Annotated in this window: 22 protein-coding genes, 1 tRNA gene and 1 pseudogene; 18 read left to right on the forward strand and 6 right to left on the reverse strand. The window is 64.8% G+C overall.

The features are described from left to right. Positions 1-8: 8 nt before the first annotated feature. From AYK61_RS02865 to AYK61_RS02950, 18 genes and pseudogenes are all read left to right on the forward strand, one after another. Positions 9-890, forward strand: a complete 882-nt coding sequence (locus AYK61_RS02865; RefSeq protein WP_121869732.1) for a hypothetical protein — start codon at positions 9-11, stop codon at positions 888-890. After that, entirely contained in the window at positions 887-1876 is a 990-nt protein-coding gene (locus AYK61_RS02870) for an HAD-IIA family hydrolase (RefSeq protein ID WP_121869733.1), read from the forward strand. The genes AYK61_RS02865 and AYK61_RS02870 overlap by 4 nt, the downstream gene beginning before the upstream one ends. A 77-nt stretch (positions 1877-1953) precedes the next feature. After that, positions 1954-2196, forward strand: coding sequence for a hypothetical protein (locus AYK61_RS02875; RefSeq protein ID WP_121869734.1), 243 nt, complete (start codon positions 1954-1956; stop codon positions 2194-2196). Between the two features lies 1 nt (position 2197). Beyond that, entirely contained in the window at positions 2198-3019 is an 822-nt protein-coding gene (locus AYK61_RS02880; RefSeq protein WP_121869735.1) for a TlyA family RNA methyltransferase, read from the forward strand. Then, a complete protein-coding gene (locus AYK61_RS02885; protein ID WP_121869736.1) occupies positions 3016-3981 on the forward strand; it encodes an NAD kinase in 966 nt (321 codons plus the stop codon). Before AYK61_RS02880 ends, AYK61_RS02885 begins: the two co-directional genes overlap by 4 nt. Positions 3982-3983: 2 nt before the next feature. Then, positions 3984-5753, forward strand: a complete 1770-nt coding sequence (recN, locus tag AYK61_RS02890; protein WP_183130138.1) for a DNA repair protein RecN — start codon at positions 3984-3986, stop codon at positions 5751-5753. Between the two features lie 84 nt (positions 5754-5837). After that, a complete protein-coding gene (gene steA / locus AYK61_RS02895; RefSeq protein ID WP_121872378.1) occupies positions 5838-7022 on the forward strand; it encodes a putative cytokinetic ring protein SteA in 1185 nt (394 codons plus the stop codon). Continuing rightward, a complete protein-coding gene (locus AYK61_RS02900; protein ID WP_121872379.1) occupies positions 7019-7966 on the forward strand; it encodes a copper transporter in 948 nt (315 codons plus the stop codon). The genes steA and AYK61_RS02900 overlap by 4 nt, the downstream gene beginning before the upstream one ends. 150 nt (positions 7967-8116) lie before the next feature. Beyond that, positions 8117-9850, forward strand: coding sequence for a CTP synthase (locus AYK61_RS02905; protein WP_121869738.1), 1734 nt, complete (start codon positions 8117-8119; stop codon positions 9848-9850). Beyond that, complete coding sequence (locus AYK61_RS02910) at positions 9847-10479, forward strand: NUDIX hydrolase (RefSeq protein ID WP_121869739.1); 633 nt, start codon at positions 9847-9849, stop codon at positions 10477-10479. Before AYK61_RS02905 ends, AYK61_RS02910 begins: the two co-directional genes overlap by 4 nt. 5 nt (positions 10480-10484) lie before the next feature. After that, a complete protein-coding gene (gene xerD, locus AYK61_RS02915) occupies positions 10485-11399 on the forward strand; it encodes a site-specific tyrosine recombinase XerD (protein ID WP_121872380.1) in 915 nt (304 codons plus the stop codon). Positions 11400-11509: 110 nt separating this feature from the next. Further along, positions 11510-12472: a ParA family protein gene (locus tag AYK61_RS02920; protein ID WP_259467907.1), complete on the forward strand. Its 963-nt coding sequence runs from the start codon at positions 11510-11512 to the stop codon at positions 12470-12472. Continuing rightward, a complete protein-coding gene (locus AYK61_RS02925) occupies positions 12469-13305 on the forward strand; it encodes a ScpA family protein (RefSeq protein ID WP_037189201.1) in 837 nt (278 codons plus the stop codon). Before AYK61_RS02920 ends, AYK61_RS02925 begins: the two co-directional genes overlap by 4 nt. Beyond that, complete coding sequence (gene scpB / locus AYK61_RS02930) at positions 13302-13985, forward strand: SMC-Scp complex subunit ScpB (RefSeq protein ID WP_121869741.1); 684 nt, start codon at positions 13302-13304, stop codon at positions 13983-13985. The genes AYK61_RS02925 and scpB overlap by 4 nt, the downstream gene beginning before the upstream one ends. 12 nt (positions 13986-13997) lie before the next feature. After that, positions 13998-15192 (forward strand): annotated as a pseudogene (locus tag AYK61_RS02935) (pseudouridine synthase). Next, entirely contained in the window at positions 15192-15875 is a 684-nt protein-coding gene (cmk, locus tag AYK61_RS02940; protein WP_094612204.1) for a (d)CMP kinase, read from the forward strand. Before AYK61_RS02935 ends, cmk begins: the two are co-directional and overlap by 1 nt. Continuing rightward, positions 15872-17320, forward strand: coding sequence for a ribosome biogenesis GTPase Der (gene der, locus AYK61_RS02945; protein ID WP_121869742.1), 1449 nt, complete (start codon positions 15872-15874; stop codon positions 17318-17320). The genes cmk and der overlap by 4 nt, the downstream gene beginning before the upstream one ends. Before the next feature lie 85 nt (positions 17321-17405). Beyond that, positions 17406-17479: transfer RNA gene (locus AYK61_RS02950), tRNA-Pro, on the forward strand. A gap of 517 nt (positions 17480-17996) precedes the next feature. On the opposite strand, the gene istB is transcribed toward AYK61_RS02950, so the two are convergent. From istB to AYK61_RS02985, 6 genes are all read right to left on the reverse strand, one after another. Then, the gene (istB, locus tag AYK61_RS02960) at positions 17997-18800 is read right to left on the reverse strand and encodes an IS21-like element helper ATPase IstB (RefSeq protein WP_121869744.1); all 804 of its coding nucleotides are present in this window, start codon (positions 18798-18800) and stop codon (positions 17997-17999) included. Continuing rightward, complete coding sequence (istA, locus tag AYK61_RS02965; protein WP_121869745.1) at positions 18797-20428, reverse strand: IS21 family transposase; 1632 nt, start codon at positions 20426-20428, stop codon at positions 18797-18799. Before istA ends, istB begins: the two co-directional genes overlap by 4 nt. Positions 20429-20558: 130 nt before the next feature. Next, a complete protein-coding gene (locus tag AYK61_RS02970; RefSeq protein ID WP_259467909.1) occupies positions 20559-21200 on the reverse strand; it encodes an alpha/beta fold hydrolase in 642 nt (213 codons plus the stop codon). Between the two features lie 188 nt (positions 21201-21388). After that, the gene (locus AYK61_RS02975) at positions 21389-22852 is read right to left on the reverse strand and encodes a benzaldehyde dehydrogenase (RefSeq protein WP_121869747.1); all 1464 of its coding nucleotides are present in this window, start codon (positions 22850-22852) and stop codon (positions 21389-21391) included. A 49-nt stretch (positions 22853-22901) separates the two neighbouring features. Further along, the gene (locus AYK61_RS02980; protein ID WP_121869748.1) at positions 22902-24410 is read right to left on the reverse strand and encodes a GMC family oxidoreductase; all 1509 of its coding nucleotides are present in this window, start codon (positions 24408-24410) and stop codon (positions 22902-22904) included. Between the two features lie 160 nt (positions 24411-24570). Beyond that, positions 24571-25503, reverse strand: coding sequence for a helix-turn-helix domain-containing protein (locus tag AYK61_RS02985; protein ID WP_121869749.1), 933 nt, complete (start codon positions 25501-25503; stop codon positions 24571-24573). Position 25504: the final 1 nt, after the last annotated feature.

Genomic DNA, 25504 nt, shown 5'->3' on the forward strand with positions numbered 1-25504 from the left:
GGACGCCCGTGTCGGAAGACAACAACGATCGTCGACCCTCCCGAGGGGACGGCGGCAACCGCCCGAGCGAGTCCCGAGACCGCAACCCCCGCGCTCAGGACCGCCGCGGAGACCCGCGTCGTTCCGACGGTCCTCCCCGCAGACGTGGCGGTGAAGGTGGGTTCTCCGGAGACCGGCGCGGAAACAGCGCATCGTCCGACCGTCGACCGCCGCGTCCCGATGAGCCGGATCTGCCCGACGAGGTCGAAGCCGGACAGCTCGAACCAGCGGTGCGTCGAGACCTGTTGAGCTTGGACAAGAACAACGCAACCGCCGTTGCCCGTCACCTCGTGATGACCAGCAAGCTGCTCGACGACGATCCGCAGTTGGCGCTGCTGCATGCGCGCGCTGCTCGTCAGCGAGCCGGCCGCATCGCCGTAGTGCGTGAGACCGCAGGCATCGCGGCGTACCACGCCGGTGAGTGGGCAGAAGCATTGTCCGAGCTTCGCGCCGCCCGACGCATGGCAGGCGGGCCGGGTCTGATTGCGGTGATGGCCGACTGCGAGCGCGGACTCGGACGTCCCGAGCGCGCTATCGAACTCGGTCGCAGCGACGAGGCTCGTGAGTTGACCGGCGAGGAAGCGTCGGAGCTTCGGATCGTCGTGGCAGGTGCTCGGATGGATCTGAACCAGTACGACCAGGCCGTCGTCACGCTGCAGACCCCGGATCTCGACGCGTCGCGATCCGGAACCGCTGCTGCTCGCCTGTTTTACGTCTACGCCGACGCGCTGGTTGCGGCAGGTCGCGTCGACGAAGGTGTGAAGTGGTTCCTCAACGCTGCGGCGGCCGATGTCGATGGTGAGACCGACGCAGAAGAGCGGGTCGAGGAGTTGTCGGGAGGCAGTCAGTGACGCTGCTGCGCGACGCGCACGACGTGCTACTGCTCGACCTCGACGGCACCGTCTATGCAGGCAAGGACCCCATTCCCGGTGCAGTCGAAGCACTGTCGGGTGGTTCGGAGAAGCAGTACTTCGTCACGAACAACGCCAGTCGCGCCCCCGCGGACGTTGCCGAACATCTGCGCAGTCTCGGCTTCGATACCTCTGCAGAGTTCGTCGTCACCAGTTCCGAGGCCGGTGCCCGTGTGCTCGCGGGCAGGCTGGACCCGGGTTCCCGAGTGCTCGTCGTCGGCACCGACGCATTGGCGAACGAGATCACCAAGGTCGGTCTGGTGCCGGTCAGATCTGCCGACGACGATCCGGTTGCGGTGGTGCAGGGTCACTCGGTCGATACAGGCTGGAAGATGCTTGCCGAGGCCGTCCTCGCCATCCGTGCGGGTGCGCTGTGGGTGGCTACGAACATCGATGCCACCTTGCCGACCGAGCGAGGACTCGTGCTGGGGAACGGCTCGATGGTCGCGGCGGTTCGCAACGCCACCGATATCGAGCCCATCGTGGCCGGCAAGCCGGCCGCCCCGATCATGCACGACGCCATCGAGCGCAGCGGAGCACGTTCGGCCCTGGTTGTCGGAGACCGGCTAGACACCGACATCGCCGGAGCGAACGAAATCGGCTTGCCGTCGTTGCTGGTGTTGACCGGAGTAAGTACTGCTGCCGAGCTGCTGCGTGCTCCTCGGCATCTGCGGCCCACTCACATCGGCCCCGATCTCGGAGTCCTGAACAGGGACGAGATCGCGTCGAGCGTCGGTAGCAAGACCGGTTGGACGGTCGGCATCGAGAACGAGGTGCTGTCGGTGCGGTACAGCGGGGACGGTACGCCGGATGCGTTCGAGGGTGCGCTCGCCACACTGCACGTCGCCTGGTCCGGTTCGGCCTTCTCGGACGTCCGCTTCGAGGGGGATCGACTCGGCGATCTGCGTTCGCTGCTCGGGTGCTGACGCAGCATTCGACAGCAGCGTTCGGAGGGCGGCGGCGATCGGGCGTTCGTCGTACCCATCCGATAGCGTGACAGGCGATGAGCGCCTCTATTCCACTACCAGGACAGCACCGGCCGAGCGGTGTCGGCGATGAGTCGTCGGCAGATCCGGACACTGTTCGCGCCGAAGTTTCCTCGCTGCTGAATCAGCTCACCATCGAGTCGACGGACGACGACGGTTCCGATGCTGTGGACTCCGACGCCCTCGCGCGCGACGCGAGTTTGCTCGACCGCGCGCACGAGGTTCTTGTGCGCGCCCTGACCACAGTCGACAAGACCTGACGTGGCTCGTCGCGCACGTGTCGACGCCGAGCTGGTGCGTCGTGGACTCGCTCGATCACGGGAGCACGCTTCGGAGTTGATCGAAGCAGGCCGGGTGAAGATTGCCGGGACCGTTGCCTCGAAACCCGCGACCGCGGTGGAGCCGGGCACCCCGCTGCTGGTGGCAGAAGAAGACAACGAGGTCTCGTGGGCATCCCGCGGCGCCCACAAGTTGCTCGGCGCTCTCGACGCTTTCGAGCCGCTCGGCTTGACCCTCGAGCACGCTCGTTGCCTGGACGCCGGTGCATCCACCGGTGGGTTCACCGACGTTCTTCTCAGTCGAGGCGTGCGTGAGGTGGTTGCCGTGGACGTCGGATACGGGCAGCTGGTGTGGCGCCTGCAATCCGACGACCGTGTCCACGTAGTCGACCGCACGAACGTTCGGTCGATCGACGCCGAGACGATCGGTGGACCGGTGGACGTGATCGTCGCAGATCTGTCGTTCATCTCGTTGAAGCTCGTTCTTCCCGCATTCGTTGCTTGCTCGAAGCCGGGCACCAACATGGTGTTGATGGTCAAGCCACAGTTCGAGGTCGGCAAGGATCGCGTGGGTGCCGGTGGTGTGGTGCGGGATCCTGCGCTGCGAGCCGAGGCCGTCGAGGATGTGGCCAACGCGGCCGTCAGCTTGAATCTCACTGTCCAGGCCGTTGCAGCAAGCCCACTGCCGGGGCCGTCGGGCAATGTCGAGTACTTTTTGTGGCTGAGGGCAGGTGCAGGCGAGGACTCGCCGAGCGCCGACATCACGGAACTCGTCCGGCTCGCGATCGAGGAAGGACCACAGTGACTCCGTCCCACGCAGCACCGGAACGGGAGTCGACTCGAGAGATTCTTCTCGTCGCCCATCCTGGTCGACCGGACATCGCCGAAACTGCGCGTCGTGTGGGCAAGGTGTTCGACGAAGCGGGCATCTGCCTTCGCGTGCTCGTGGACGAGGTCGAGCCATCGAAGATCGAGGCGTCCGAAACAGAGGAACACGACCACGTGTTCGTCGCCGACATGAAGCTCAACGTCGTCGAGTTCGGACCGGACGCGGCCGCAGGCTGCGAGATGGTTCTCGTTCTCGGCGGTGACGGGACCTTCCTGCGCGCAGCCGAACTCGCGCAAGCAGCGTCCATACCGGTGCTCGGCATCAACCTCGGCCACGTCGGCTTCCTGGCGGAGGCCGAAGCCGACCATCTCGAAGATGCCCTGGCCCGCGTCATCGCCGGGGATTACCGCATCGAGCAACGCATGACGTTGGACATCGCGATTCGCGTCGGCGACCAGGTGGTCGATCGTGGATGGGCACTGAACGAAGCCAGCATCGAGAACGGGTCCCGGCTCGGAGTACTCGAGGTGGTCCTCGAAGTCGACGGTCGACCGGTGTCGGCATTCGGGTGCGACGGTGTGCTGGTCTCCACACCGACGGGTTCGACGGCATACGCGTTCTCGGCCGGCGGGCCGGTGGTGTGGCCGGAACTCGAAGCGATACTGGTGATTCCGAGCAACGCACATGCTCTGTTCGCGCGGCCGCTCGTCACCAGTCCCGCGTCGATCGTCGCGGTCGAGATCGATGCCGGCGGACACGCGGGATTCGTATTCTGCGATGGCAGGCGCACCTTGAGCCTGCCGGCCGGCGCTCGCGTCGAGGTGGTTCGGGGAGCGTCACCGATCAAATGGGTACGACTCGATTCGGCACCGTTCGCCGATCGCATGGTCAAGAAATTCGAACTGCCCGTGACCGGGTGGCGGGGGAGAGCGAGGTAGGGATGCTCGAAGAGATTCGGATCGACAGCCTCGGAGTCATTTCCGGTGCCAGCGCACAGTTTCACGAGGGGCTGACCGTACTCACCGGCGAGACCGGTGCCGGTAAGACCATGGTTGTCACCAGTCTGCACCTGTTGTCTGGTGCCCGCGCGGACGCAGGCCGGGTTCGACTCGGCGCGCAGCGTGCTGTGGTCGAAGGGCGATTCAGTACCGACACCGCGTCGGAGCAGGTGATCGACGACGTCGACAAGGTACTCGAGTCCTCGGGAGGCCAACGCGACGAGGACAATTCGATCATCGCTGTGCGTACCGTCAACTCGGACGGCCGCTCTCGTGCGCACCTCGGTGGGCGCAGCGTGCCCGCGTCGGTGCTGTCGAACTTCACCGACTCGTTGCTGACGGTGCACGGTCAGAACGACCAGTTGCGTCTGCTGCGTCCCGATCAGCAACTCGCCGCCCTGGACAGATTCGCCGGGGATGCGGTGGCGTCCCTGGTCTCGAAGTACCGCACCGCGCGCAAGACGTGGCTCGATGCTCGCAACGAGTTGATCGACCGCACCGAACGCAGCCGCGAACTGGCGCAGGAGGCCGACCGGCTGCAGTTCGGCCTACAGGAGATCGACTCCCTGGCACCGGAGCCGGGCGAGGATCGCTCGGTGGCCGAGGACGTGCGTCGGCTGGGGGACCTCGATTCGCTGCGTGAGACCGCGGAAGGTGCCTCGGCGGCACTCGTCGGGAGTACCGAGGAGGCGTCGGACACGACGTCCGCGCTGTATCTGCTGGGCGAGGCTCGCTCTCGCCTCGAACATGCCGAGGACGCGGCTCTGACCGAGCTGCTGCCGCGACTGAACGACGCGATGGCGATCGTGGGGGACATCGGCGCAGACCTCACCTCGTATCTGGCGGACCTGCCGTCCGATCCGGGTGCGCTCGACGCGATCCTGAATCGGCAGGCCGAGCTGAAGTCGTTGACGCGCAAGTACGCCGCCGATGTCGACGGCGTCATCGCGTGGGCGGAGGACGCCCGTGAGCGGCTCTCGCACATCGACACCTCGGCCGATGCGCTCGCCGAGCTGAGCGCCAAGGTCGACGCGGCTGCGGTCGACGTCGCGGCAGCTGCGTCGAAGCTCAGTGCGGCTCGTGCGAAGGCTGCTGTAAAGCTCTCGAAGGCGGTGAGCGTCGAGTTGGCGGGCTTGGCGATGGGAAAAGCCAAGCTGCAGATCGATGTTCGGGCACTTGCTGCCGGGCCGTCCGACACGGCTCCGATCGTTGTCGACGGGGCCGAGCTGCATGCGGGCAGCAATGGCGTCGACGAGGTCGAGTTTCGTCTGTCCGCGCACGACGGTGCCCAGGCTCTTCCGATCAGCAAGAGTGCGTCGGGCGGTGAGCTGTCGCGGGTGATGTTGGCACTCGAAGTGGTGCTGGCGGGCTCGGACAAGGGCGCGACGATGGTCTTCGACGAGGTCGACGCCGGAGTGGGTGGCCGTGCGGCCGTGGAGGTCGGGCGTCGGCTCGGCCGATTGGCTCGCACGCACCAGGTCATCGTGGTCACCCACTTGCCTCAGGTCGCAGCGTTTGCCGATACGCACCTGGTGGTCGACAAGACCGATGCGAAAAAGGGTGCGGCGAACAGTGGGGTTCGGACACTGTCGTCGTCGGAGCGCGTCGTCGAGCTGGCGAGAATGCTCGCGGGTCTGGACGACACGGAGACCGGTCGCGCGCATGCCGAGGAGCTGCTGGCCACCGCAAACGCCGATCGAGCCGCGCTGTAACTTTTGGTGCTGATGTGATCAGTGTGGTAGTTGTTTCGGCGCGCCTCCATCGCCGGGCGTGTCGATCGGGTCATCATGGTTCTCATGAAGATGCCGGCTCTGCTGTCACGTAGTCAGGATTCGCTGCCCGGAATCACCGGTATCGCGCGAGTCGATCGCAACACGGCCAAGCTCCTCAAACGGGTCGGCCCCGGTGACATCGTCGTGCTCGACGAGCTCGACCTGGACCGCCTGACCGCCGATGCACTCGTCGAGGCTGGGGTGCTCGCGGTCGTCAACGCGTCGCCCTCGATCTCCGGGCGCTACCCGAACCTGGGTCCCGAGGCGATCGTGGCCAACGGGATCACCTTGATCGACTCGGCCGGCACCGAGATCTTCAAGAAGATCAAGGACGGCACCAAGATTCGTCTCAACGACGGCGGTGTCTACACCGGCGACCGGCGCCTCGCCAAGGGCGACGAGCAGAGCGAAGCAGAGATCTCGGACAAGATGATCGAGGCCAAGACGGGTCTGGTCGACCATCTCGAAGCGTTCTCGGGCAACACGATCGAGTTCATCCGAACCGAGAGCCCGTTGCTCATCGACGGCGTCGGTGTGCCGGACATCGACATCGACCTCAAGGGTCGCCATGTGGTGATCGTGGCCGACGGTCCCGGTCACGCCGAGGATTTGAAGAACCTCAAGCCGTTCATCAAGGAATACTCGCCCGTCATCATCGGCGTCGGCGCGGGTGCCGACACTGCGATGAAGGCCGGTCATCGCCCCGACCTGATCGTCGGCGATCCCGAGGACGTCACTGCGCAGACGCTCAAATGCGGTGCAGAGGTGGTCCTTCCGGCGGATTCCGACGGACATGCGCAGGGTCTCGAACGCATTCAGGATCTCGGCATCGGTGCCATGACGTTCCCGGCCACCGGCGCCGCTGCCGATCTCGCGCTGTTGTTGGCCGATCATCACGGGGCCTCACTGATCGTGTCGGTCGGTAGCCCGGCCAGCCTGGACGAGTTCTTCGACCGCGGTCGGCGAAACACCAACCCGGCCGCATTCATGACGCGCCTGAAGGTCGGTGCCAAGCTGGTCGACGCCAAAGCTGTTGCGACGCTGTATCGCAGCCGCGTGTCCGGCGGTGCGATCGCTCTGTTGATTCTGGCTGCGCTTGTTGCTGTGATCGTGGCGTTGGCCGTGTCCAACATCGGCGGTGAAGCGTTGGATTGGGCAATCGATCTGTGGAACCGGTTCGCTCTGTGGTTCCAGGGGTTGCTTTCGTGATTTCGCTTCGCCAACATGCCATTTCGCTGGCAGCGGTCTTCGTGGCACTGGCCATCGGCATCGTGCTCGGTTCGGGTCTGCTCTCGAGCGGACTGGTATCGGGCCTTCGAGACGACAAGACCGGTCTCGAAACTCAGGTGGACGATCTGCAGGCGACCAACAATCAGCTCGGTGAGCAGCTCAACTCGGCCGACGGCTTCGACGCTGCGGTATCGGGCCGGGTGTTGCGTGACGCGTTGATCGATCGCAGCGTCGTGGTGATCACCACCCCGGACGCCGATCCCGGTGACGTGGACGGAGTCACGCGGTCGATCGGAGCGTCGGGTGCCACCGTCACCGGCCGGGTGTCGCTGACCGATTCGTTCGTCTCCGCTGCGAACGGTGACGATCTTCGTACGCGTCTGACCAACGTCATTCCGGCCGGCGTGCAGTTGCGCACCGGCGCGGTGGACCAGGGCAGCCTCGCCGGAGATCTGCTGGGTTCGGTGCTGCTGCTCAATGCAGAGACAGCCCAGCCGCAGTCGACTCCCGAGGAGCTCTCGCTGGCGCTGGAGACGTTGCGCAGCGGCGGGTTCATCGCCTACGACAACGGTGCCGTCGCGCCCGCTCAACTGGCCGTGGTCGTCACCGGTTCCGGCACCTCGGACGTGGAGGACGGCAATCGCGGTGCCATCGTCGCGCGGTTCGCGGGCGCACTCGACTCACGCGGTGCAGGCGCGGTGCTCGCGGGCCGATCCGGCGCGGCAGAGGGCAACGGTTCCATCGCTGTCGTGCGAGCCGATTCGGCGTTGTCGTCCGCTCTCAGCACGGTCGACAACGTCGACCGTGAAGCAGGACGGATCACCACGGTTCTCGCCTTGGCGGAGCAGCTGGACGGGGCGTCGGGCCGGTACGGCACCGGAGCCAATGCGAACGCCGTGACCGTCGGAGCGCCGGCGAGCTGATCGTCGTCGGAACGAGCGTGTCGTTGGCGGTGAGGTAGGTACTGGTGTTACCGTGAAGTCCCGTGGGTAGCAGGCCCAATTTCCACGCTTCACCTCTCTTATCAGCCCCCTGATAGGAGCAAGCCCTGCAGATTCGTCACGGGAGCCTCATTGTCACGCCTTCAGTCGCGTTCCGACACCAAGCACATTTTCGTCAGTGGGGGCGTCGCGTCCTCGCTCGGAAAAGGCCTGACGGCATCCAGCCTCGGCCAGCTACTGACCGCACGCGGACTGCGCGTGACCATGCAGAAGCTCGATCCCTACCTCAATGTCGATCCCGGCACGATGAACCCGTTCCAGCACGGTGAGGTCTTCGTCACCGAGGACGGCTCCGAGACCGACCTCGACGTCGGACACTACGAGCGATTCCTCGACCGTGATCTGTCCGGTTTCGCCAATGTCACCACCGGCCAGGTGTACTCGACGGTCATCGCCAAGGAACGCCGCGGTGAGTACCTGGGCGACACCGTTCAGGTCATCCCGCACATCACCGACGAGATCAAGCGTCGCATTCTCGCGATGAACGGCCCGGACCTGCAGGGTCACCAGCCGGATGTCGTGATCACCGAAATCGGCGGCACCGTCGGCGATATCGAGTCGCAGCCGTTCCTCGAAGCAGCGCGGCAGGTGCGCCACGACGTCGGCCGCAACAACGTGTTCTTCCTGCACGTGTCGTTGGTTCCGTTCCTGGCTCCGTCGGGTGAACTCAAGACCAAGCCCACCCAGCACTCCGTCGCGGCACTGCGCAGCATCGGCATCCAGCCCGATGCGTTGATCCTGCGTTGCGATCGCGATGTGCCGCCGGGACTGAAGAACAAGATCGCGCTCATGTGCGACGTCGACGTCGACGGCTGCATCTCCACGCCCGACGCGCCGTCGATCTACGACATTCCCAAGGTGCTGCACAAGGAAGGCCTGGACGCGTATGTCGTCCGTCAGCTCGGTCTCCCGTTTCGCGATGTCGACTGGACCATCTGGGGTGGACTGCTCGAGCGCGTCCACCAGCCGCGTGAAACCGTGCGCGTCGGCCTGGTCGGGAAGTACGTGGACCTGCCCGACGCCTACCTCTCGGTCACCGAGGCGCTGCGTGCCGGTGGATTCGCTCATCGCGCGAAGGTCGAGATCAAGTGGGTTCCGTCCGACGAGTGCTCGACGCCTGCGGGGGCGCAGGCCGCGTTGGGCGATGTCGATGCCGTGCTCATTCCCGGCGGCTTCGGTATCCGCGGTATCGAGGGCAAGCTCGGTGCCATCGAGTTCGCACGTACGCGCAAGATCCCGTTGCTGGGGCTGTGCCTCGGGTTGCAGTGTGTCGTCATCGAGGCGGCCCGATCGGTCGGTCTGACCGACGCCAATTCCGCCGAGTTCGACCCGGACACCAAGGATCCGGTGATCTCCACGATGGCCGATCAGGAAGACGCCGTCGCCGGTGACGCCGATCTCGGTGGCACGATGCGCCTCGGTGCCTACCCGGCGACCCTGCAGAAGGGTTCGGTTGTCGCAGCGTCGTACGGCACCGAAAGCGTCTCGGAGCGTCACCGTCATCGTTACGAGGTCAACAACGACTACCGGGATCGAATTGCCAAGAGCGGCTTGGTGTTCAGCGGTACTTCTCCGGACGGCCACCTGGTCGAGTTCGTCGAGCTGCCTGCGTCGGTGCACCCGTTCTTCGTGGCCACCCAGGCGCATCCGGAGCTCAAGAGCCGGCCCACCCGTCCGCATCCGCTGTTCGCGTCGCTGATCAATGCGGCGCTGAAGTACAAGGCCGCGGAGCGTCTGCCGGTCGACGTGCACGGAGATACGGTTCAGACGGAGGAATCGGACACCGCCGCCGAGACCGTCGGATGAGCGAGCCTCGGCACGAGTTCACCACCCTCGACTCGACGGCGGCGTACTCCGGTGCGATTCTTGCGCTCCGGCTCGATCAGGTCGCGATGCCGAACGGTCGTCAGGCCGAGCGTGAGGTGATCGAGCATCACGGCGCGGTCGGGATCCTGGCCGTCGACGATCAGGATCGTGTGGTGATGATCGAGCAGTACCGGCATCCCGTCGGTCGTCGACTGTGGGAGTTGCCTGCCGGTCTGTTGGACGAGCCGGGGGAGCAGCCGGTGCTGGCGGCTCAGCGTGAGCTCGCCGAGGAAACCGGGCTCGCCGCTCAGTCGTGGTCGGTTCTGGTCGATGTGCTCGCCTCGCCCGGGTTCACCGACGAGGCCGTGCGCATCTTCCTCGCTCAGGGCCTGACCGAGGTCGATCGGCCCGAGGCGCACGACGAAGAAGCCGACATCGAGCTCTCCTACGTGCCGATGGACGAGGCTGTCCGTCGCGCGCTGTCGGGCGAGATCGTCAACGCATCCGCCGTTGCGGGCGTTCTCGCGTTCGCTGCAGCGCGCGCTGCCGGTACCGAACTGCGCCCCGCAGATGCGCCGTGGACGGATCTGCCGACGGCATTCGAGAAGCGGAAGAGTTCACGAAAGTAGCCACCGTGATCGGCCAGCAGATTCAGACGTACCTCGACCATCTGGTGGTCGAACGCGGGTCGGCACCGAACACGGTGTCGTCCTACCGTCGCGATCTGGTGCGGTACGAGCGGTTCCTGAGCGGCTATGGCATCACCGATCTGGTGAAGGTCGCCGAGAACGACATCACCGAGTTCGTGCTCTACCTGCGGCGCGGGGATGACGAATTTCCGGCTCTCGCAGCGAGTTCGGCTGCCCGGACGTTGATTGCAGTGCGCGGTCTGCACAGGTTCGCGCTCGCGGAGGGAATGGTCGAGCGCAACGTCGCGAGCGAGGTCAAGCCGCCCCAGCCGGCGAAGCGATTGCCGAAGTCGCTACCCGTCGATCAGGTGGTGGCGTTGCTCGAATCGGCGTCGATCGCCGGTCCCGATGCCCCGCGCGGATTGCGGGATCGGGCCCTGCTGGAACTGCTGTATTCCACCGGGGCTCGTATCTCCGAGGCAGTCGGGCTCGACGTCGACGACATCGACACCGAGGCCCGTTCGGTGCTGTTGCGAGGCAAAGGCGGCAAGCATCGCATCGTCCCGGTCGGGCGGCCCGCGATCGAGGCCGTCGACGCATACCTTGTGCGTGGGCGGCCGGGGCTGGTCTCGCGCTCGAATCCTGCGCTGTTCCTCAACGTCCGGGGCGGCAGGTTGTCTCGGCAGAGTGCGTGGCAGGTGCTCCAAGACTCCGCACAAAGGGCCGGAATCACCGCAGGAGTGTCGCCGCACGTCCTTCGGCATTCGTTCGCTACTCATCTACTGGACGGTGGTGCCGACGTCCGCGTCGTGCAGGAGCTGTTAGGGCATGCATCGGTGACGACGACGCAGATCTACACTCTCGTCACCGTCACCACACTTCGTGAAGTGTGGGCGGGAGCGCATCCACGGGCTCGGTAGCACGAGGCCGGCGACCGTGCGTCAGCGTGTCCGATGACATTGCACGAGCGTCAAGCGGTAGCGTTTGCGTGAACTACTCGAAGACGAACGGGACAGGGGAGCGCTGGAACGTGTCGACACCGCAGCCGCCAGCGGCGGAGTCAGGCTTGGATCATCCGCATCTCGAGGGCGCCCTGTTCCAGACGCGTCAACCGGAATCCAGTCGGGAGACACGCGACATCCTTCCCGCGCCGAACGAGCTCGGGCCCACCGGTCGCAAGACCCGGGCGGTCCCCGATCCGCAGCCGTTGGCCAGTCACGGCCCGGCCAAGATCATCGCGATGTGCAACCAGAAGGGTGGCGTCGGCAAGACGACGTCGACCATCAATCTCGGTGCCTCGTTGGCCGGCTACGGCCGTCGGGTGCTGCTCGTGGATCTCGACCCGCAGGGCGCACTGTCCGCGGGATTGGGCGTCGCACATCACGAGCTCGATCTGACGGTCTACAACCTCCTCGTCGAAGCGAAGGTCTCTGCCGACGACATCATCATGCGCACTCGCGTCGAGAATCTCGATCTGATGCCCAGCAACATCGATCTCTCCGCAGCCGAGATTCAGCTGGTCACCGAGGTCGGCCGGGAGCAGACACTCGGGCGGGTGCTGCATCCGATTCTCGATCGCTACGACTACGTCCTCATCGATTGCCAGCCGTCTCTCGGTCTGTTGACGGTCAACGCGCTCACGTGCGCCGACGAAGTGCTGATCCCGATGGAGTGCGAGTATTTCAGCCTCCGCGGGCTGGCGTTGCTCAACGACACCGTCGAGAAGGTGCGCGACCGCCTCAACCCCCGGCTCAAGTTGGCCGGCATCGTGGTGACGATGTTCGACGCGCGCACTCTGCATTCGCGTGAGGTGATGACGCGAGTGGTCGAGGTGTTCGGCGACGTCGTCTACGACACGGTGATCACCCGTACCGTGCGATTCCCGGAAACCAGTGTGGCCGGAGAGCCGATCACCACGTGGGCTCCGAAATCCGGCGGCGCACAGGCGTACCGCGCCCTCGCGCGCGAGGTGATCTACCGGTCGGGTCCGTGACCGTCGACGCCGCAGACGAGGCCCCGATCGAGGTTCCCGCCGACGCGGATCCGTCGAAATTCCGGGTGCGGTTGCTCAACTTCGAGGGCCCGTTCGATCTGTTGCTGTCGCTGATCAGTCAGCACCGCATGGACGTCACCGAAGTGGCGTTGCACACCGTCACCGACGATTTCATCTCGTTCACCAAGTCGCTCGGTGCCGATGTCGGCCTCGATCAGACGACGGAATTCCTCGTCGTTGCCGCGACATTGCTCGATCTCAAGGCAGCACGGTTGCTGCCCTCGGGTGATGTGGAGGACGCCGAGGATCTGGCGCTGCTCGAAGTGCGAGATCTACTGTTCGCCCGGCTACTCCAGTACCGCGCCTACAAGCAGGTCGCCCTGCTGTTCGGTGAGCTGGAAGCTGCTGCGCTACGGCGGTATCCGCGATCGGTATCGGTGGAGGACAGATACGCCGATCTGATTCCCGAGGTGCTGCTCGGCGTCGATCCGGCCACGTTCGCCGACATCGCCGCTGCCGCGTTTCGACCCAAGCCGATTCCGCAGGTGGGGCTCGATCACATTCATCAGCACGCGGTCTCGATTCCCGAGCAGGCGGCGTGGCTGCTCGAGAACCTGCAGGGCCGAGGACTGAACGAGTGGGCGTCGTTCTCCGAGTTGGTGCAGGACTGCGAGGTGCAGGTCGAAATAATCGCGCGATTCCTGGCGTTGCTGGAGCTGTTCCGGCAACAGGTGATCGCCTTCGAGCAGCCCGAGCCGCTCGGCGATCTTCGAGTGAGCTGGACCGGTAAGGACGAAGGACCCATCGTGGTCACGGAAGAGGACTACGCATGAGTGTCGACCCAGAACTCGAGCTCGAGGACGCCGAAAATTCCGAGGAGCTCGACGACGCGACCCTCGCCTCGGCTCTCGAAGCCGTGTTGCTGATCGTCGACACACCGGCCTCGGACGAGCAGCTCGCCTCGGCCGTGGGTGCGTCGGTGGCCCGCGTGCGCGCAGCATTGACGGCGATGGCCGCTGCACTGACCGAACGAGCCAGCGGAATCGACCTTCGCTACGCCGGTGACGGATGGCGTTTCTACACCCGAACCGCCTATGCGCCGTACGTCGAACGGCTGCTTCTGGACGGCGCTCGGTCCAAGCTCACACGCGCGGCATTGGAAACCCTGGCCGTGATCGCATATCGTCAACCGTTGACCCGCGCGCGAGTCAGCGCCGTGCGAGGAGTCAATGTCGATGGAGTGATGCGTACGTTGCTCGCCCGTGGACTGATCTCTGAAGCAGGAACGGACCCGGAGACGAACGGCACGATGTACTGCACCACCGAGTTGTTCCTCGAACGGCTCGGGCTCGCATCGCTCGGTGATCTACCCGAACTGGCACCGCTGTTGCCGGGTGTGGACCTGATCGACGAGATCAGTGACAGCATGGACACCGACCCGAGAACGACCCGCTCCACCAAGAACCGCGGATCGAAACCCGATCCGGCAGCCGAGCTCGACTCGGACGACTGATAGGTAAGACAAGTGAACAAGCCCGCTCGCCGTGATGGCACACCGGACCGTAACAAGAGACAAGACCCACGCAGGAAGCCGACCGCAGGTAGGTCGGACACTCCGCGTGACGCGCGCCGCGGAGATCGCACCCGCGACGATGCGCCCCGTGACGGCGCTCCCCGCACCGGGGACCTCGCACTGGAGCCCCGCGCACCGGGGACCCCGCGCAGGCGCACCACGCACCGGAGCCCCTCGCACAGGAGCCCGACCTGCCCCTCGCCGTGGCGTCGAACAGGACGAATCGACAGACTTCACGCCCGTCGAGACCGGTGTCAACGACCGTAGTAACGACGCCGTTCCTCGCAAGAAGCCGTCGCGTCCCAAGCCGCCGAAGCCGCAGAAGAAGCAGGTTCCGTCGACCACGATCAGCAACGCCAAGCCGGCGAAGCATCAGCACACCGATTCCTCACCGCGCAAGCACGTGCCCGTCGGTGAAGGCGTCCGGTTGCAGAAGGTGCTCGCACAGGCCGGCGTCGCATCGCGCCGCGCAGCCGAGGAACTGATCGCCGACGGCCGCGTCGAGGTCGACGGACGCATCGTCACCGAACAGGGCATCCGCATCGATCCGAACATCGCTGTGGTCCGTGTCGACGGCACTCGCGTGGTCGTGAAGGAAGAACTGGTTCATCTCGCGATGAACAAGCCGCGTGGATGGCAGTGCACCATGTCCGACGATCTGGGACGCCCGTGCGTCGGCGACATCGTCTCCGAGCGGGTCCAGGCGGGGCAGCGACTGTTCCACGTCGGCCGCCTCGATGCCGACACCGAGGGCCTGTTGCTCTTCACCAATGACGGTGATCTTGCTCACCGCCTGATGCACCCGTCGTTCGAGGTGTCGAAGACCTACCTCGCGACGTTGTCGGGCACCATTCCCCGCACGCTCGGCAAGCAGCTGCGTGAAGGCGTCACGCTCGACGACGGCCCGGTGAAGGTCGACGGCTTCCAGCTGCTCGACATCTCGGACGGCAAGTCGCTCGTCAAGGTGACCCTGCACGAGGGCCGCAAGCACATCGTGCGTCGGTTGTTCGACAAGGTCGGCTTCCCGGTCGGACGCCTCGTACGTACCGATGTCGGCAACATCGTGCTCGGTGATCAGCGTCCGGGAACGCTGCGTGTTCTCGGTCGCGGCGAGATCGGCAAGCTCTACGAATCCGTGGGCCTGTGATGAGTGCGCTCGTCGTTGCGATGGACGGTCCCTCGGGCACCGGTAAGTCGTCGGTATCGCGCAGGCTCGCGTCGGCACTGGAAGCGAGCTACCTCGACACCGGTGCGATGTACCGCGTCGCGACGGTGTGGGTGCTGCGCTCGGGCGTCGAGCCCACCGATGCAGACGCTGTTGCGAAAGCTGTTGCGGCGCTTCCCCTCGAGATCGGCAAGGACCCGCTGTCCGAGACCGTTCTGCTCGACGGTGAAGATGTCAGCGGCGAAATCCGCGGCGACGCAGTCACCAAGGCCGTTTCGGCCGTGTCTGCAGTGCCCGCGGTGCGCGAGCTGTTGGTGCAGATGCAGCGCGACCTCGCGAGCTCGTCGACGCGAATCGTTGTGGAAGGCCGCGACATCGGCACCGTCGTTCTTCCCGACGCCGACGTGAAGGTGTTCCTGACTGCCTCACCGGAAGCGCGGGCAGAGCGTCGCAACAAGCAGAACATAGAACAGGGTCGCGTAGACGACTACGAATCCGTGCTCGCGGACGTTCAACGACGCGATCACGCAGATTCGACAAGAGCAGTGTCACCGCTTCGTCCCGCCGAGGATTCGGTGATCGTCGATACCAGCGAGCTGGATCTCGACGGCGTGATCGAGCGTTTGCTGCTCGTGGTGAACGACAGAAGTGGAGCAGTGCAGTGAGTGAAGAATTCTTCTCCGGCGCAGCGGAAACCGCGGGCGACGGAACATGGAGCGACGAGGGCGAGTGGGAGTACGTCGACCTCAACGAGGGCGAAGACGGCGAAGATGCCGTAGCCGTACCGACTCTCGCCGTGGTGGGCCGACCGAACGTCGGCAAGTCGACGCTCGTCAACCGCATCATCGGACGACGCGAAGCAGTGGTCGAGGACGTTCCCGGCGTCACGCGCGACCGGGTGTCGTACGAGGCGAACTGGAGTGGTCGACGCTTCTTGGTGCAGGACACCGGCGGTTGGGAACCCGACGCCAAGGGTCTGCAGGCATCCGTTGCGCGCCAGGCCGAATTGGCCATGCACACCGCCGACGCGATCCTGTTGGTCGTCGACGCGCGTGTCGGTTCGACGACGACGGACGAGGCAGTGGCGCGAGTGCTGCGCCGGTCGAAGACTCCGGTTCTGTTGGTGGCCAACAAGGTCGACGACGGACGCACCGAGTCCGAGGTCGCCGCACTGTGGTCGCTGGGTCTGGGGGAGCCGTTGTCGGTTTCCGCGACTCACGGCCGCGGTACCGGTGATTTGCTGGACCGTGTGCTCGAGGCCTTGCCCGAGACCCCGCGTGAGGGCATCCCCGGTGGGGGACCCAGGCGTGTCGCTCTGGTCGGCAAGCCGAACGTGGGCAAGTCGTCGCTGATCAACAAGCTCTCGGGTGACGAGCGCTCGGTGGTGCACGATGTTGCCGGAACCACAGTCGATCCTGTCGACTCGTTGGTCGACTTGGGCGGCAAGACATGGCGATTCGTCGATACCGCCGGACTGCGCAAGCGCGTCAGCCATGCCAGTGGTGCCGAGTTCTATGCGTCACTGCGGACGAAGTCTGCCATCGAGGCGGCCGAGGTCGCGATTCTGCTTCTCGATGCCTCCGAGGTGATCTCGGAGCAGGACATGCGCGTGCTCAGCATGGTCGCCGATGCCGGCCGCGCGTTGGTGTTGGCGTTCAACAAGTGGGATCTGGTGGACGACGATCGTCGTCAGCAGCTCGAGAAGGAGATCGACCGCGATCTCGCTCGGGTGCCGTGGGCGCAGCGCGTGAACATCTCGGCGCAGACGGGCCGTGCGGTGCAGAAGCTCGTACCTGCGCTCGAGACGGCTCTGGAGTCGTGGGACAAGCGTGTGCCGACCGGACGCCTCAACACGTGGCTCAAAGAGGTCGTGGCGGCCACTCCGCCGCCGATGCGTGGTGGACGTCTTCCGCGCATCATGTTCGCGACGCAGGCCAGCACCCGGCCGCCGACGTTCGTGCTGTTCACCACCGGCTTCCTCGAGGCCGGCTACCGCCGATTCATCGAGCGGCGTCTGCGTGAGGAGTTCAACTTCGACGGCAGCCCCGTGCGCGTCTCGGTGCGTATCCGCGAGAAGCGGGAACGGCCGGGCAAGGGCAACAACCGCTGATGTAGCCCGGCCCCGCCCCTGAGCAGGCGATTTCCTCTCAGGGGTAGGGCTGGGGTAATCTCAGCAAGCGCCTTTCGAGGCGCGGCGGGCTGTGGCGCAGCTTGGTAGCGCACTTGACTGGGGGTCAAGTGGTCGCAGGTTCAAATCCTGTCAGCCCGACACAGTGCAGTTCAAAAGCGGTTCCGAAGAAATTCGGAGCCGCTTTTTTGCGGACTCTCTCAACGACGCATCCTCTCGGTCCGAGCCGACGGGCCGGATCCTGAACCCGCGATCAGCTGTGTCGTCGACCGAGACGTGGCTCCGGTGCTCAGCAGTCGAGCTAAACCATCGTCCGGCAGTCTCGGAAAGGTCTGCCGGCCAACGGTACCGATGATCCCCGCAGGAGTGTCAGTGACCGAGGAAGGTGTCGATCGCTGAGGCGACCGAACCTGAATCAACGAGATTCGCGAAGTGCGCTTGTCCGGTCAATTCCTGTTTCGATACGTCGCGGAGACTGGATTCCAGTTGTGCAGAAGCCCTGACCAGGTGCGGTGGGCTGTGTTCGCCCACGAGGAGCAGAGTTCTGGCTGTAAGTTCGCCGTACAGGGACATCACCGAGACGCATGCGTCGATCTGTGTCGCTTGCCAGGGTGATGGGACCACCTGATTGCCAGTGGGTAGGGACCACCGTGGCGCGTTATTGAGGATGCTCGTTGTCGGTGGTGGCGTCAACTGTTCCGGGTCGGGTGCGTTGGCGGTAGGACGGTCCTTCGATGACGAGGGTGTGCGCGGTGGAGGTCAGTCGGTCGATGGCGGATTGAGCGAGGAGGGTGTCGGCGGTCATGGTCAGCCACTCCGCCGGCTCCCGGTTGGAGGTGACGATGGTGGTCTTCTTGCGGTGGCGTTCGACGATGAGTTCGTAGAAGTCGCTGGTTTCGGTGGCATCGAGTGGGCGCAGCGCGAAGTCGTCGATGATCAGGACTTCGATGGCGGTCAGTCGCCGGATTTCGGCGTCGACGGTGTTGTCGAGTCGGGCCGCTCGGAGTCGGGTGAACAGTTTGTCCGATCGTGCGAACAGGACACTGTGTCGACGGCGGATGGCCATGTGTCCCAATGCTGTTGCCAGATGCGTCTTGCCGACTCCGACGGGTCCGAGGATGATCGCGGACTGGTGAGCATCGAGGAAGCGTAGTGAGGTCAGATCTCCGAGCAGGGTCCGGTCGTATCGGAGATCGTCGTGGGTGTTCCAGTCCTCGAACGCCATCGCCGGATCCAGTCCTGCTTTGGTCGATCGCAATGTCGCCGAACGGGAGTCGCGGCGGTTGACTTCGTCGGAGAGGAGTACTTCGAGGAACCCGATGTGGCTGAGTTTGTGTTGCCGAGCCAGGGCTGCTCGTTCGGGGAGCGTGTCGGTGAGCGCGCCGAGTTTGAGGGCCTTGAGCAGTCGGACGAGGTCTGTGCCGACCGGTTCGGTGGTGGCTGGGGTGCGAGTGGTGGTCATGAGTGTCCTTCCGTGGATGCGGAGCCGGCGTCTACGACGGTCAGTGATGGTGTTGTGGTGGAACGGAATTCGGATGGGTCACGAGAGAATCGCGTCGATGCCTGTCCGACCGCTGCCGGTAAGGACGGTGCTGTCTTTTCGGTGGCCCGCTCCAACATGGACGCGATCTTGGTGACCGAGACGACATCGAGATCCAACGACAGTGAGCAGGCCTGTTCGACCCGCTCGGCTCCGTAACGTCTCACCAACCCTTGCAGCCGGTAGACACTACGAATCCGCGTCCAGGGCAGTGGGTCATCGAGGATCCGTTCGGCGTAGATCCCGATGTTGCGGCCATGGCCGTTGCAGGTTCTGATCAGTGAGGTGACATCGCGTAATGCGTAGTCGGACTTGTGTTCGGGGAGGTCGGCGCGGTCGGTACTGCGCCCACCTGCAGGTTGGCGGGGATGGATCTTCACCAGGGTGCCGCGGTGATAGAACTTGACCAGCTCGGTGTCGGCCCGGACCGACAGTGTCGAGCCGATCCACTGCTGCGGCAACGAATACAGTGCCCGCCCGATCTCCGCGTGGAAGTCGCGGTGGACTTTGACGTCCTTGAAGATCGGCACGTCGTACTCCGGCGGCACCGGAAGCAGTACCGGCAGTTCGGAGTCCTCGAATACCTCGCGCGGTCGGGCGCATGTCGTGCCGTGAATACGCATACCCGCGGTGCTGCTGCACCACCGAACCGCCGCCTCCTGCGCTTGCTCTAGACTGTTGAATCGTTCACCGGCCCAGAAGTTTCCGCGCACATACTGCACGGTGCGTTCGACTTTCGGTTTGTCCTTCGGCGAGCGCACCCGCGCCGGGTCGGTGATGAACCCGACGTGGGCGCTGTAGTCGAGCCATCCATCGCTCAACCGCGGAGCGATCGGGTCCGCCCTCGTGACAACAGGTTTGAGATTGTCCGGGATCAAGACCGCGAACACGCCGCCGAAGAACTTCCATGCTGCTTCGCAGCCGGCAATGACCGCCACCAACGTCTGCGAATAGCTCAGCCACACGAACATGTGCCGGCTGTAGACCGCGGTGAAGATCAGGGCGTGGACTTTGCGGGCCCGCCCGTCGTCGGGGTCGGTGAGCATCCCCAGATACCCGAAGTCGACCTGGCATTCGATCCCCGGTTCGCCGTCGACGACGCGGACGGTGAGGTTCTTGCGGCCGAAACCACACATCTCGGTGGAGAACCGGTGCAACGTCCGGTACGGCACCACGCATCCTTGACGGGCAAGGAGGACTTCGATTTTCGCGATCGTGAGCGGCTTGCGTTCACCGTCGCCTGCCACCCACTTGGTGATCTGCTCCTGATGGGGCACCAGTTGCTCCCATGCCGCGCCGTGACCGTGCGGCCGGTCGGGCCGGACAGTGGCGACGACCGCTGCGATCACCTCGTCGCTGACCGCGCCGGCATCGTCGGTTCTGCTCAGGCCGGCTGCTTGGGCTGCCTCGACGTAACGGCGGACCGTCTTACGATCCACACCGGCATGCTCGGCGATCGTGCGCAGCCCCGGAGCCGGCAGTGCCGCCGTCCCGAGCCACAGCCGTAGTACTTCTCTGATTTCGTTCACACTGATCTCCCGAAAAGCCATGCTCACCGACCTCCGTGACGGACTTCGTGCTGTCACAGACGATCGAACGAGCAAACGACGGGACCACCGGCAAGGCGCGCCGGTGGTCCCATAACTGGCAATCCAGGTGGTCCCATCACCCTGGCAGAAATCAGGTCACGCTGGTCCCATGCTCATGGCAGACGACAATCTGTTCCAACTCGCGAGTCCAGGTGGGTGCCAACGCAAGGAACTGCCTCCACAACGGTGTTGCGGCAATAGCTTCGGTCTCGGCCGCGGGTATGCGAATGAAATGCTCCATGGCGATTCGTATCGCCGCATCGTTGTCGGCTGCAGCGATCGCTGCAGCGTACGGGGCGAGATGTTCACCCGCGACCGGACCGTCCACCGGCAGTGGTGGTTCGTACAACACGAGAGCTGCCAGCTCGGAACCACGTCGAGCGGCTTCGAGGGCGCATATGGCGCCGTAGGAGTGGCCGACCAGAGTCGGAACGGTACCGGTCGACTCGGTCACTCGGGCGAGGACGGTCCCGATGTCGGCGGCCTCGGTGGCGAGGGTGTACTCCGGTGCGTCGCCGCTCAGGCCACGTCCTCGGCGGTCGAGAACGAAAACCCGGTGGTCGACGGCGAGATGTGAGGCTACCTGTAGCCACGACTGCGCTGTCGAGATGCTGCCGTGAACTATCACGACAGGTGAACCGGATCCGAGGCAATGTACTCCGATCGGCGTTCCGTCGGTCGACATGATCGTCTCGGTCATGATGTCGGCTACGACCGAATCAGGCTGTGCCACAGAAACTCTCCTTCCAGTAAGGTGGAAACCATGTTCATCGGTGGCGGGCAGAATCCACGGATGCAAGCGCCGACCCGGCCTGTGCAGGGCCTGACCGCGTCCGGACAGGGCACGCCGAACTCGAAGTTGTGGACGCATTTCGGCGAATGATCATCCCTAGCTTCGAGTTCGGCGTAGATCGGCGTCGGTCAGAACGGGAACGGGTGAGCGTGGTCGCGAACAGTGAGCCACTGCCACTGAGTGAACTCGTCCCAACTGCTCTGGGTACCGAATCGTGCACCATTGCCCGAGGCACCGGTTCCACCGAACGGGGCATACGCATCGTTGTTCAGTGTCTGGTCGTTCACGTGGACAATTCCTGTGGTCAGGCGGTCTGCGAGATGCCTGCCCCGATCGGCTGATCCGGTTTGGATCGCGGCGACCAGACCGTACTCGGTGTCGTTGGCGACGGCAACGGCCTCGTCCTCGTCGCGCACGACGATGACGGGTGCCACCGGCCCGAAGATCTCTTCCCGGAATGCGGCCATCGACGATGTCACTCCAGCGAGAACTGTCGGCGCGTAGAACAATTCGCGATGTGTGCCACCGGCGCGAACTTCCGCTCCGGCCGCCACGGTCTCGGAGACGATGCGGTCCACGTTCTTCAGTTGCGTCTCGTTGATCAGTGGTCCGAGCGCAACCTGCTCGGTGAACGGGTCTCCCACCGGAAGGTTCTTCGCGCGAGCGGCAAGACGATCGAGGTACTCGTCGGCGACGGACTCCAGCACGATGTGCCTACCTGCCGTCATACACACCTGTCCCTGGTGCAGGAACGATCCCCACGCGCCTGCGGAGCTGGCGGCGTCCAGATCCGCGTCATCGAGCACGATCAGTGCGTTGTTGCCACCGAGTTCGAGAGAGACGCGCTTGAGCGTGCGACCGGCTGCCTCACCTACTTTTCGACCGACAGCGGTGGATCCGGTGAACGACACCATGCCGATGCCGGGATGTTCGGCAACGGCGGCCCCGGGCTCGGCGTCGCCGGGCAGCACGTGGAAGAGACCCTCCGGAACGCCGGCCTCCTCGAGGAGGCGGGCGAACAACACACCACCGGACACGGCGGTCTGCACATCCGGCTTGAGGACGACCGCATTGCCGAGAGCCAGCGCGGGAGCGACTGCGCGCATCGACAGAATCTGCGGGAAGTTCCACGGGCTGATGACGCCGACGACGCCGATCGGCACGCGACGGCCGATGCTGGAGCGTCCAGTCTCGCTGGTGGGCAGCAGATGGCCGTAGGGCTGGGTGGGCAGAGCTGCCGCTTCCCACAACTCACTCAGGACGAGACCGACCTCGAACGCAGCTTTGCCCGGTACCGATCCACCCTCACGGATGAGCCATTCCTCGAACTCACCGCGATGCGCCTCGAGCAGCTTTGCAATTTCCCGGATCACAGCCGCTCGCTCGTGTCCGGGGGTGGCCGCCCACGCGGGCTGCGCAGCGCGGGCCCTGGCCACGGCATCGTCGACGTCGCCGGCATTCGCCAGGCCGATCTCGCCCAGACTCGCACCGGTCGCCGGTTCTACTGTGCTTGTGGTGCCGCCACCACCCGCACGCCAACCGCCACTGTAGATCTGACCGTGCCAGGTGGTACCCAACAAAGTGTTGCTCACGCTGATTCTCTTTCTCTCGAAGTATCTTGGTCTCGAAATGCGTTGCCGGTCAACCGATCAGGTCCGCGGCCTTCTCTGCAACCATCACCGTCGCGGCATTGGTATTGACACACACGACTCTCGGTATGACGGACGCGTCGACCACGCGCAGGCCGTCGATGCCGTGTACCCGAAGATCGGGCCCGACGACGGAATCAGGGCCCGTTCCCATCGCGCAGGTACCCACCGGGTGGTAGTAGGTCCCAGTCCCTCGGGCGACGTAATCCCGCAGTGCTGCGTCCGAATCCACAGCGGCACCGGGAAGTACCTCCGTCAGACCCCACGTCGCGAAGGCGTCGGTCGCAGCAATGTTGCGGGCAACCGCAATAGCATCGACCAATCGGTCCACGTCCGATGTCGCAGTGAGATATGCCGGATCGATCAGTGGCAGATCTTCCGGATTCGCCGTCGCAAGTCGTACGCTGCCGCGACTGTCGGGCACGGTGGTGACACCGAACGTGATGCTGTTCTCCGGGGCGACAAGAGTCGGTTGATGGAACGGCACGTGAATGAACATCAGCTGCATGTCCGGACCATCGAGATCGTCATCGCTACGCCAGAGCATGGACACCTCGGCGTGATTGGTGGACGCGGGCGGAATCGGTTGCGTTGCTTCGTAAACCACACTGCACAGGGGATGGTCGTGCAAGTTTCGTCCTACACCCGGTAGATCGTGTACGACGGGGATTCCAAGCTCCTGCAGTTCCTCGGCCGGTCCGATTCCCGACAGCAGCAGTAACCGGGGTGAATCCACGGCACCCGCGCTCAGAATGACGTCGTGTCGAGCCGACGCTGTCATCGGCTCGCCGTCGCGCCGGTATCTGACGGCAACGCAGCGGCCGTCCTTCACCACCAGCGATTGCGCCCGCGATCCCGTCGACACGGTCAGGTTGGGTCGATGCGCCTCGACGGGTGCCAGGTAGGCCGACGCCACGCTGAGCCGGGCACCGTCGGAGATCGCCAGATCGTGCCAACCCGCACCTTCTTGCTCGGTGCCGTTGAAGTCGCCTGTGGCTGGATGCCCGGCCTCGGCGGCCGCATCGAGAAACGTCTGCGACACCGGATTCGGCGAGGACGACGGAGCCGGTCTCAACGGGCCCTTGTCGCCGCGAACCTTTGCGTCTCCGTCGGGTACCGTTTCGGACTTCATGAAGTACGGCAGCACTGCGTCGTAAGACCACGATTCCCCCGCTACCTGCGCCCAGGTGTCGAAATCGTTTCGGTGTCCGCGCAGGTGGACCATCGCATTGATGGAGCTGCTCCCGCCGAGGGTATGACCCCGCGGCCAATTGTGCGCACCGCCGCCAGCCGCCTCCTGCGGAACCGTGTTGTAGGAGTAGTCGACGTTGCTACCCCAGAGCGACGGCCAGGCGGGGGGAACTGCGAGGTCCGGGTGATCGTCGCGGCCACCGCTTTCCAGCAGCAGCACTGTCACATCGGGGTTTTCGCTCAGTCGTGACGCCAGTACGCAGCCGGCGGATCCGCCACCGACAATCACGTAGTCGAATGCATCGTCCATCTCGGTCAATCCTCTCACCAGTGACCGGCACCACACCGGTAGGTATTCAGTGTGCGGAGGGAGATGGCACTGCAGTTGTCTATTTCCGTCGGGTTTCTTGCCGATTCACGCCGAGTGTCGGCGGATCCGTTGCCGGACAGCTTCGTTCGCAGACCGAAGCTCAGCGAAGCGCGGTCCGTTCCGCGGACGGACTGATACCGAATCTGCGCTTGTACAGTCGACTGAAGTGCGCCGCGTCGGAGAAGCACCAACGCCCGGCAACAGCACCGACCGTGGACCTCGCCGCTCGGGCCGCGAGTAGATCTCGGCGGGCACCATCGAGTCTCATCTCGCGGATAGTCGCTGTCACAGTGGCGATTTCGCCATCGAACAATCTGTCGAGACTGCGCGGCGACATGGCAAATGCGGCGGCGACGGAATGGTGACACAGGTCGGGGTCCAGGAGGTGCTGATCGATGTAGGTGAGGACGGCCAGCTTCCTGGCGTGCTCACCTGCTTCGTCGACATCGATGTGAGTGCCCGAGGTGAGGGCACTGCTGATGAGGCTGAGCCCGGCGTCGGCGAAACGCAGGGCCGAGCCGGAATCGACTGCGTCGTCGGCCGTCTGCGCGAGCGCTGCCCGGACGAAGGAGTCGAGTACCGCGCCGGGGCCGGAGCCGACGTCATGCGCACGCTGCATCGTGGCATCGATCAATTTGTGCGGCAGCCGAAGTGCACTGGGCGGGAATGCCATCACCGCGCATTGCCAATCGCCCTCCAGCCGCAGATCGTATGCTCGGCGGGTGTCGTAGATTCCGAGCTGCCCCGCACGAATGACCAGTTCGTGGTCGCCCTGCCGCACGATTGCTCTGCCCTGTAGTTGCACACATACTTTGACGGCATCGGTGGGTCGTCTGCGCACGGCCGAGCGGGACCGCCGCACCGTCTGCGGCGAGCCGGCGATCTGAAATGCGCCCAGCTCACCGACTGTGGTGCCCTCGATTCGTCCGGTCAACGGTCGGTCGTCGATGCACTCGGGCACCAGTCCCGCGAACGCGTCCCCGAGTTCGCCCCGCCAGCGCTCGTCTCGCCACTGCTCGTCCTGCCACATCATC

Origin of the sequence: Rhodococcus sp. SBT000017, from assembly GCF_003688915.1 — a bacterium.
In the GTDB taxonomy this organism is placed as follows: domain Bacteria; phylum Actinomycetota; class Actinomycetes; order Mycobacteriales; family Mycobacteriaceae; genus Rhodococcoides.

What these genes read in the sequence shown, in the direction of transcription:
- AYK61_RS02910 (WP_121869739.1), top strand. Translation starts at nt 9,847, where the DNA reads ATGAGCGAGCCTCGGCACGAGTTCACCACCCTCGACTCGACGGCGGCG.
- cmk (WP_094612204.1), top strand. Translation starts at nt 15,192, where the DNA reads ATGAGTGCGCTCGTCGTTGCGATGGACGGTCCCTCGGGCACCGGTAAG.
- scpB (WP_121869741.1), top strand. Translation starts at nt 13,302, where the DNA reads ATGAGTGTCGACCCAGAACTCGAGCTCGAGGACGCCGAAAATTCCGAG.
- istB (WP_121869744.1), bottom strand. Translation starts at nt 18,800, where the DNA reads ATGACCACCACTCGCACCCCAGCCACCACCGAACCGGTCGGCACAGAC.
- AYK61_RS02980 (WP_121869748.1), bottom strand. Translation starts at nt 24,410, where the DNA reads ATGGACGATGCATTCGACTACGTGATTGTCGGTGGCGGATCCGCCGGC.
- steA (WP_121872378.1), top strand. Translation starts at nt 5,838, where the DNA reads ATGAAGATGCCGGCTCTGCTGTCACGTAGTCAGGATTCGCTGCCCGGA.
- istA (WP_121869745.1), bottom strand. Translation starts at nt 20,428, where the DNA reads ATGGCTTTTCGGGAGATCAGTGTGAACGAAATCAGAGAAGTACTACGG.
- AYK61_RS02985 (WP_121869749.1), bottom strand. Translation starts at nt 25,503, where the DNA reads ATGATGTGGCAGGACGAGCAGTGGCGAGACGAGCGCTGGCGGGGCGAA.
- AYK61_RS02875 (WP_121869734.1), top strand. Translation starts at nt 1,954, where the DNA reads ATGAGCGCCTCTATTCCACTACCAGGACAGCACCGGCCGAGCGGTGTC.
- recN (WP_183130138.1), top strand. Translation starts at nt 3,984, where the DNA reads ATGCTCGAAGAGATTCGGATCGACAGCCTCGGAGTCATTTCCGGTGCC.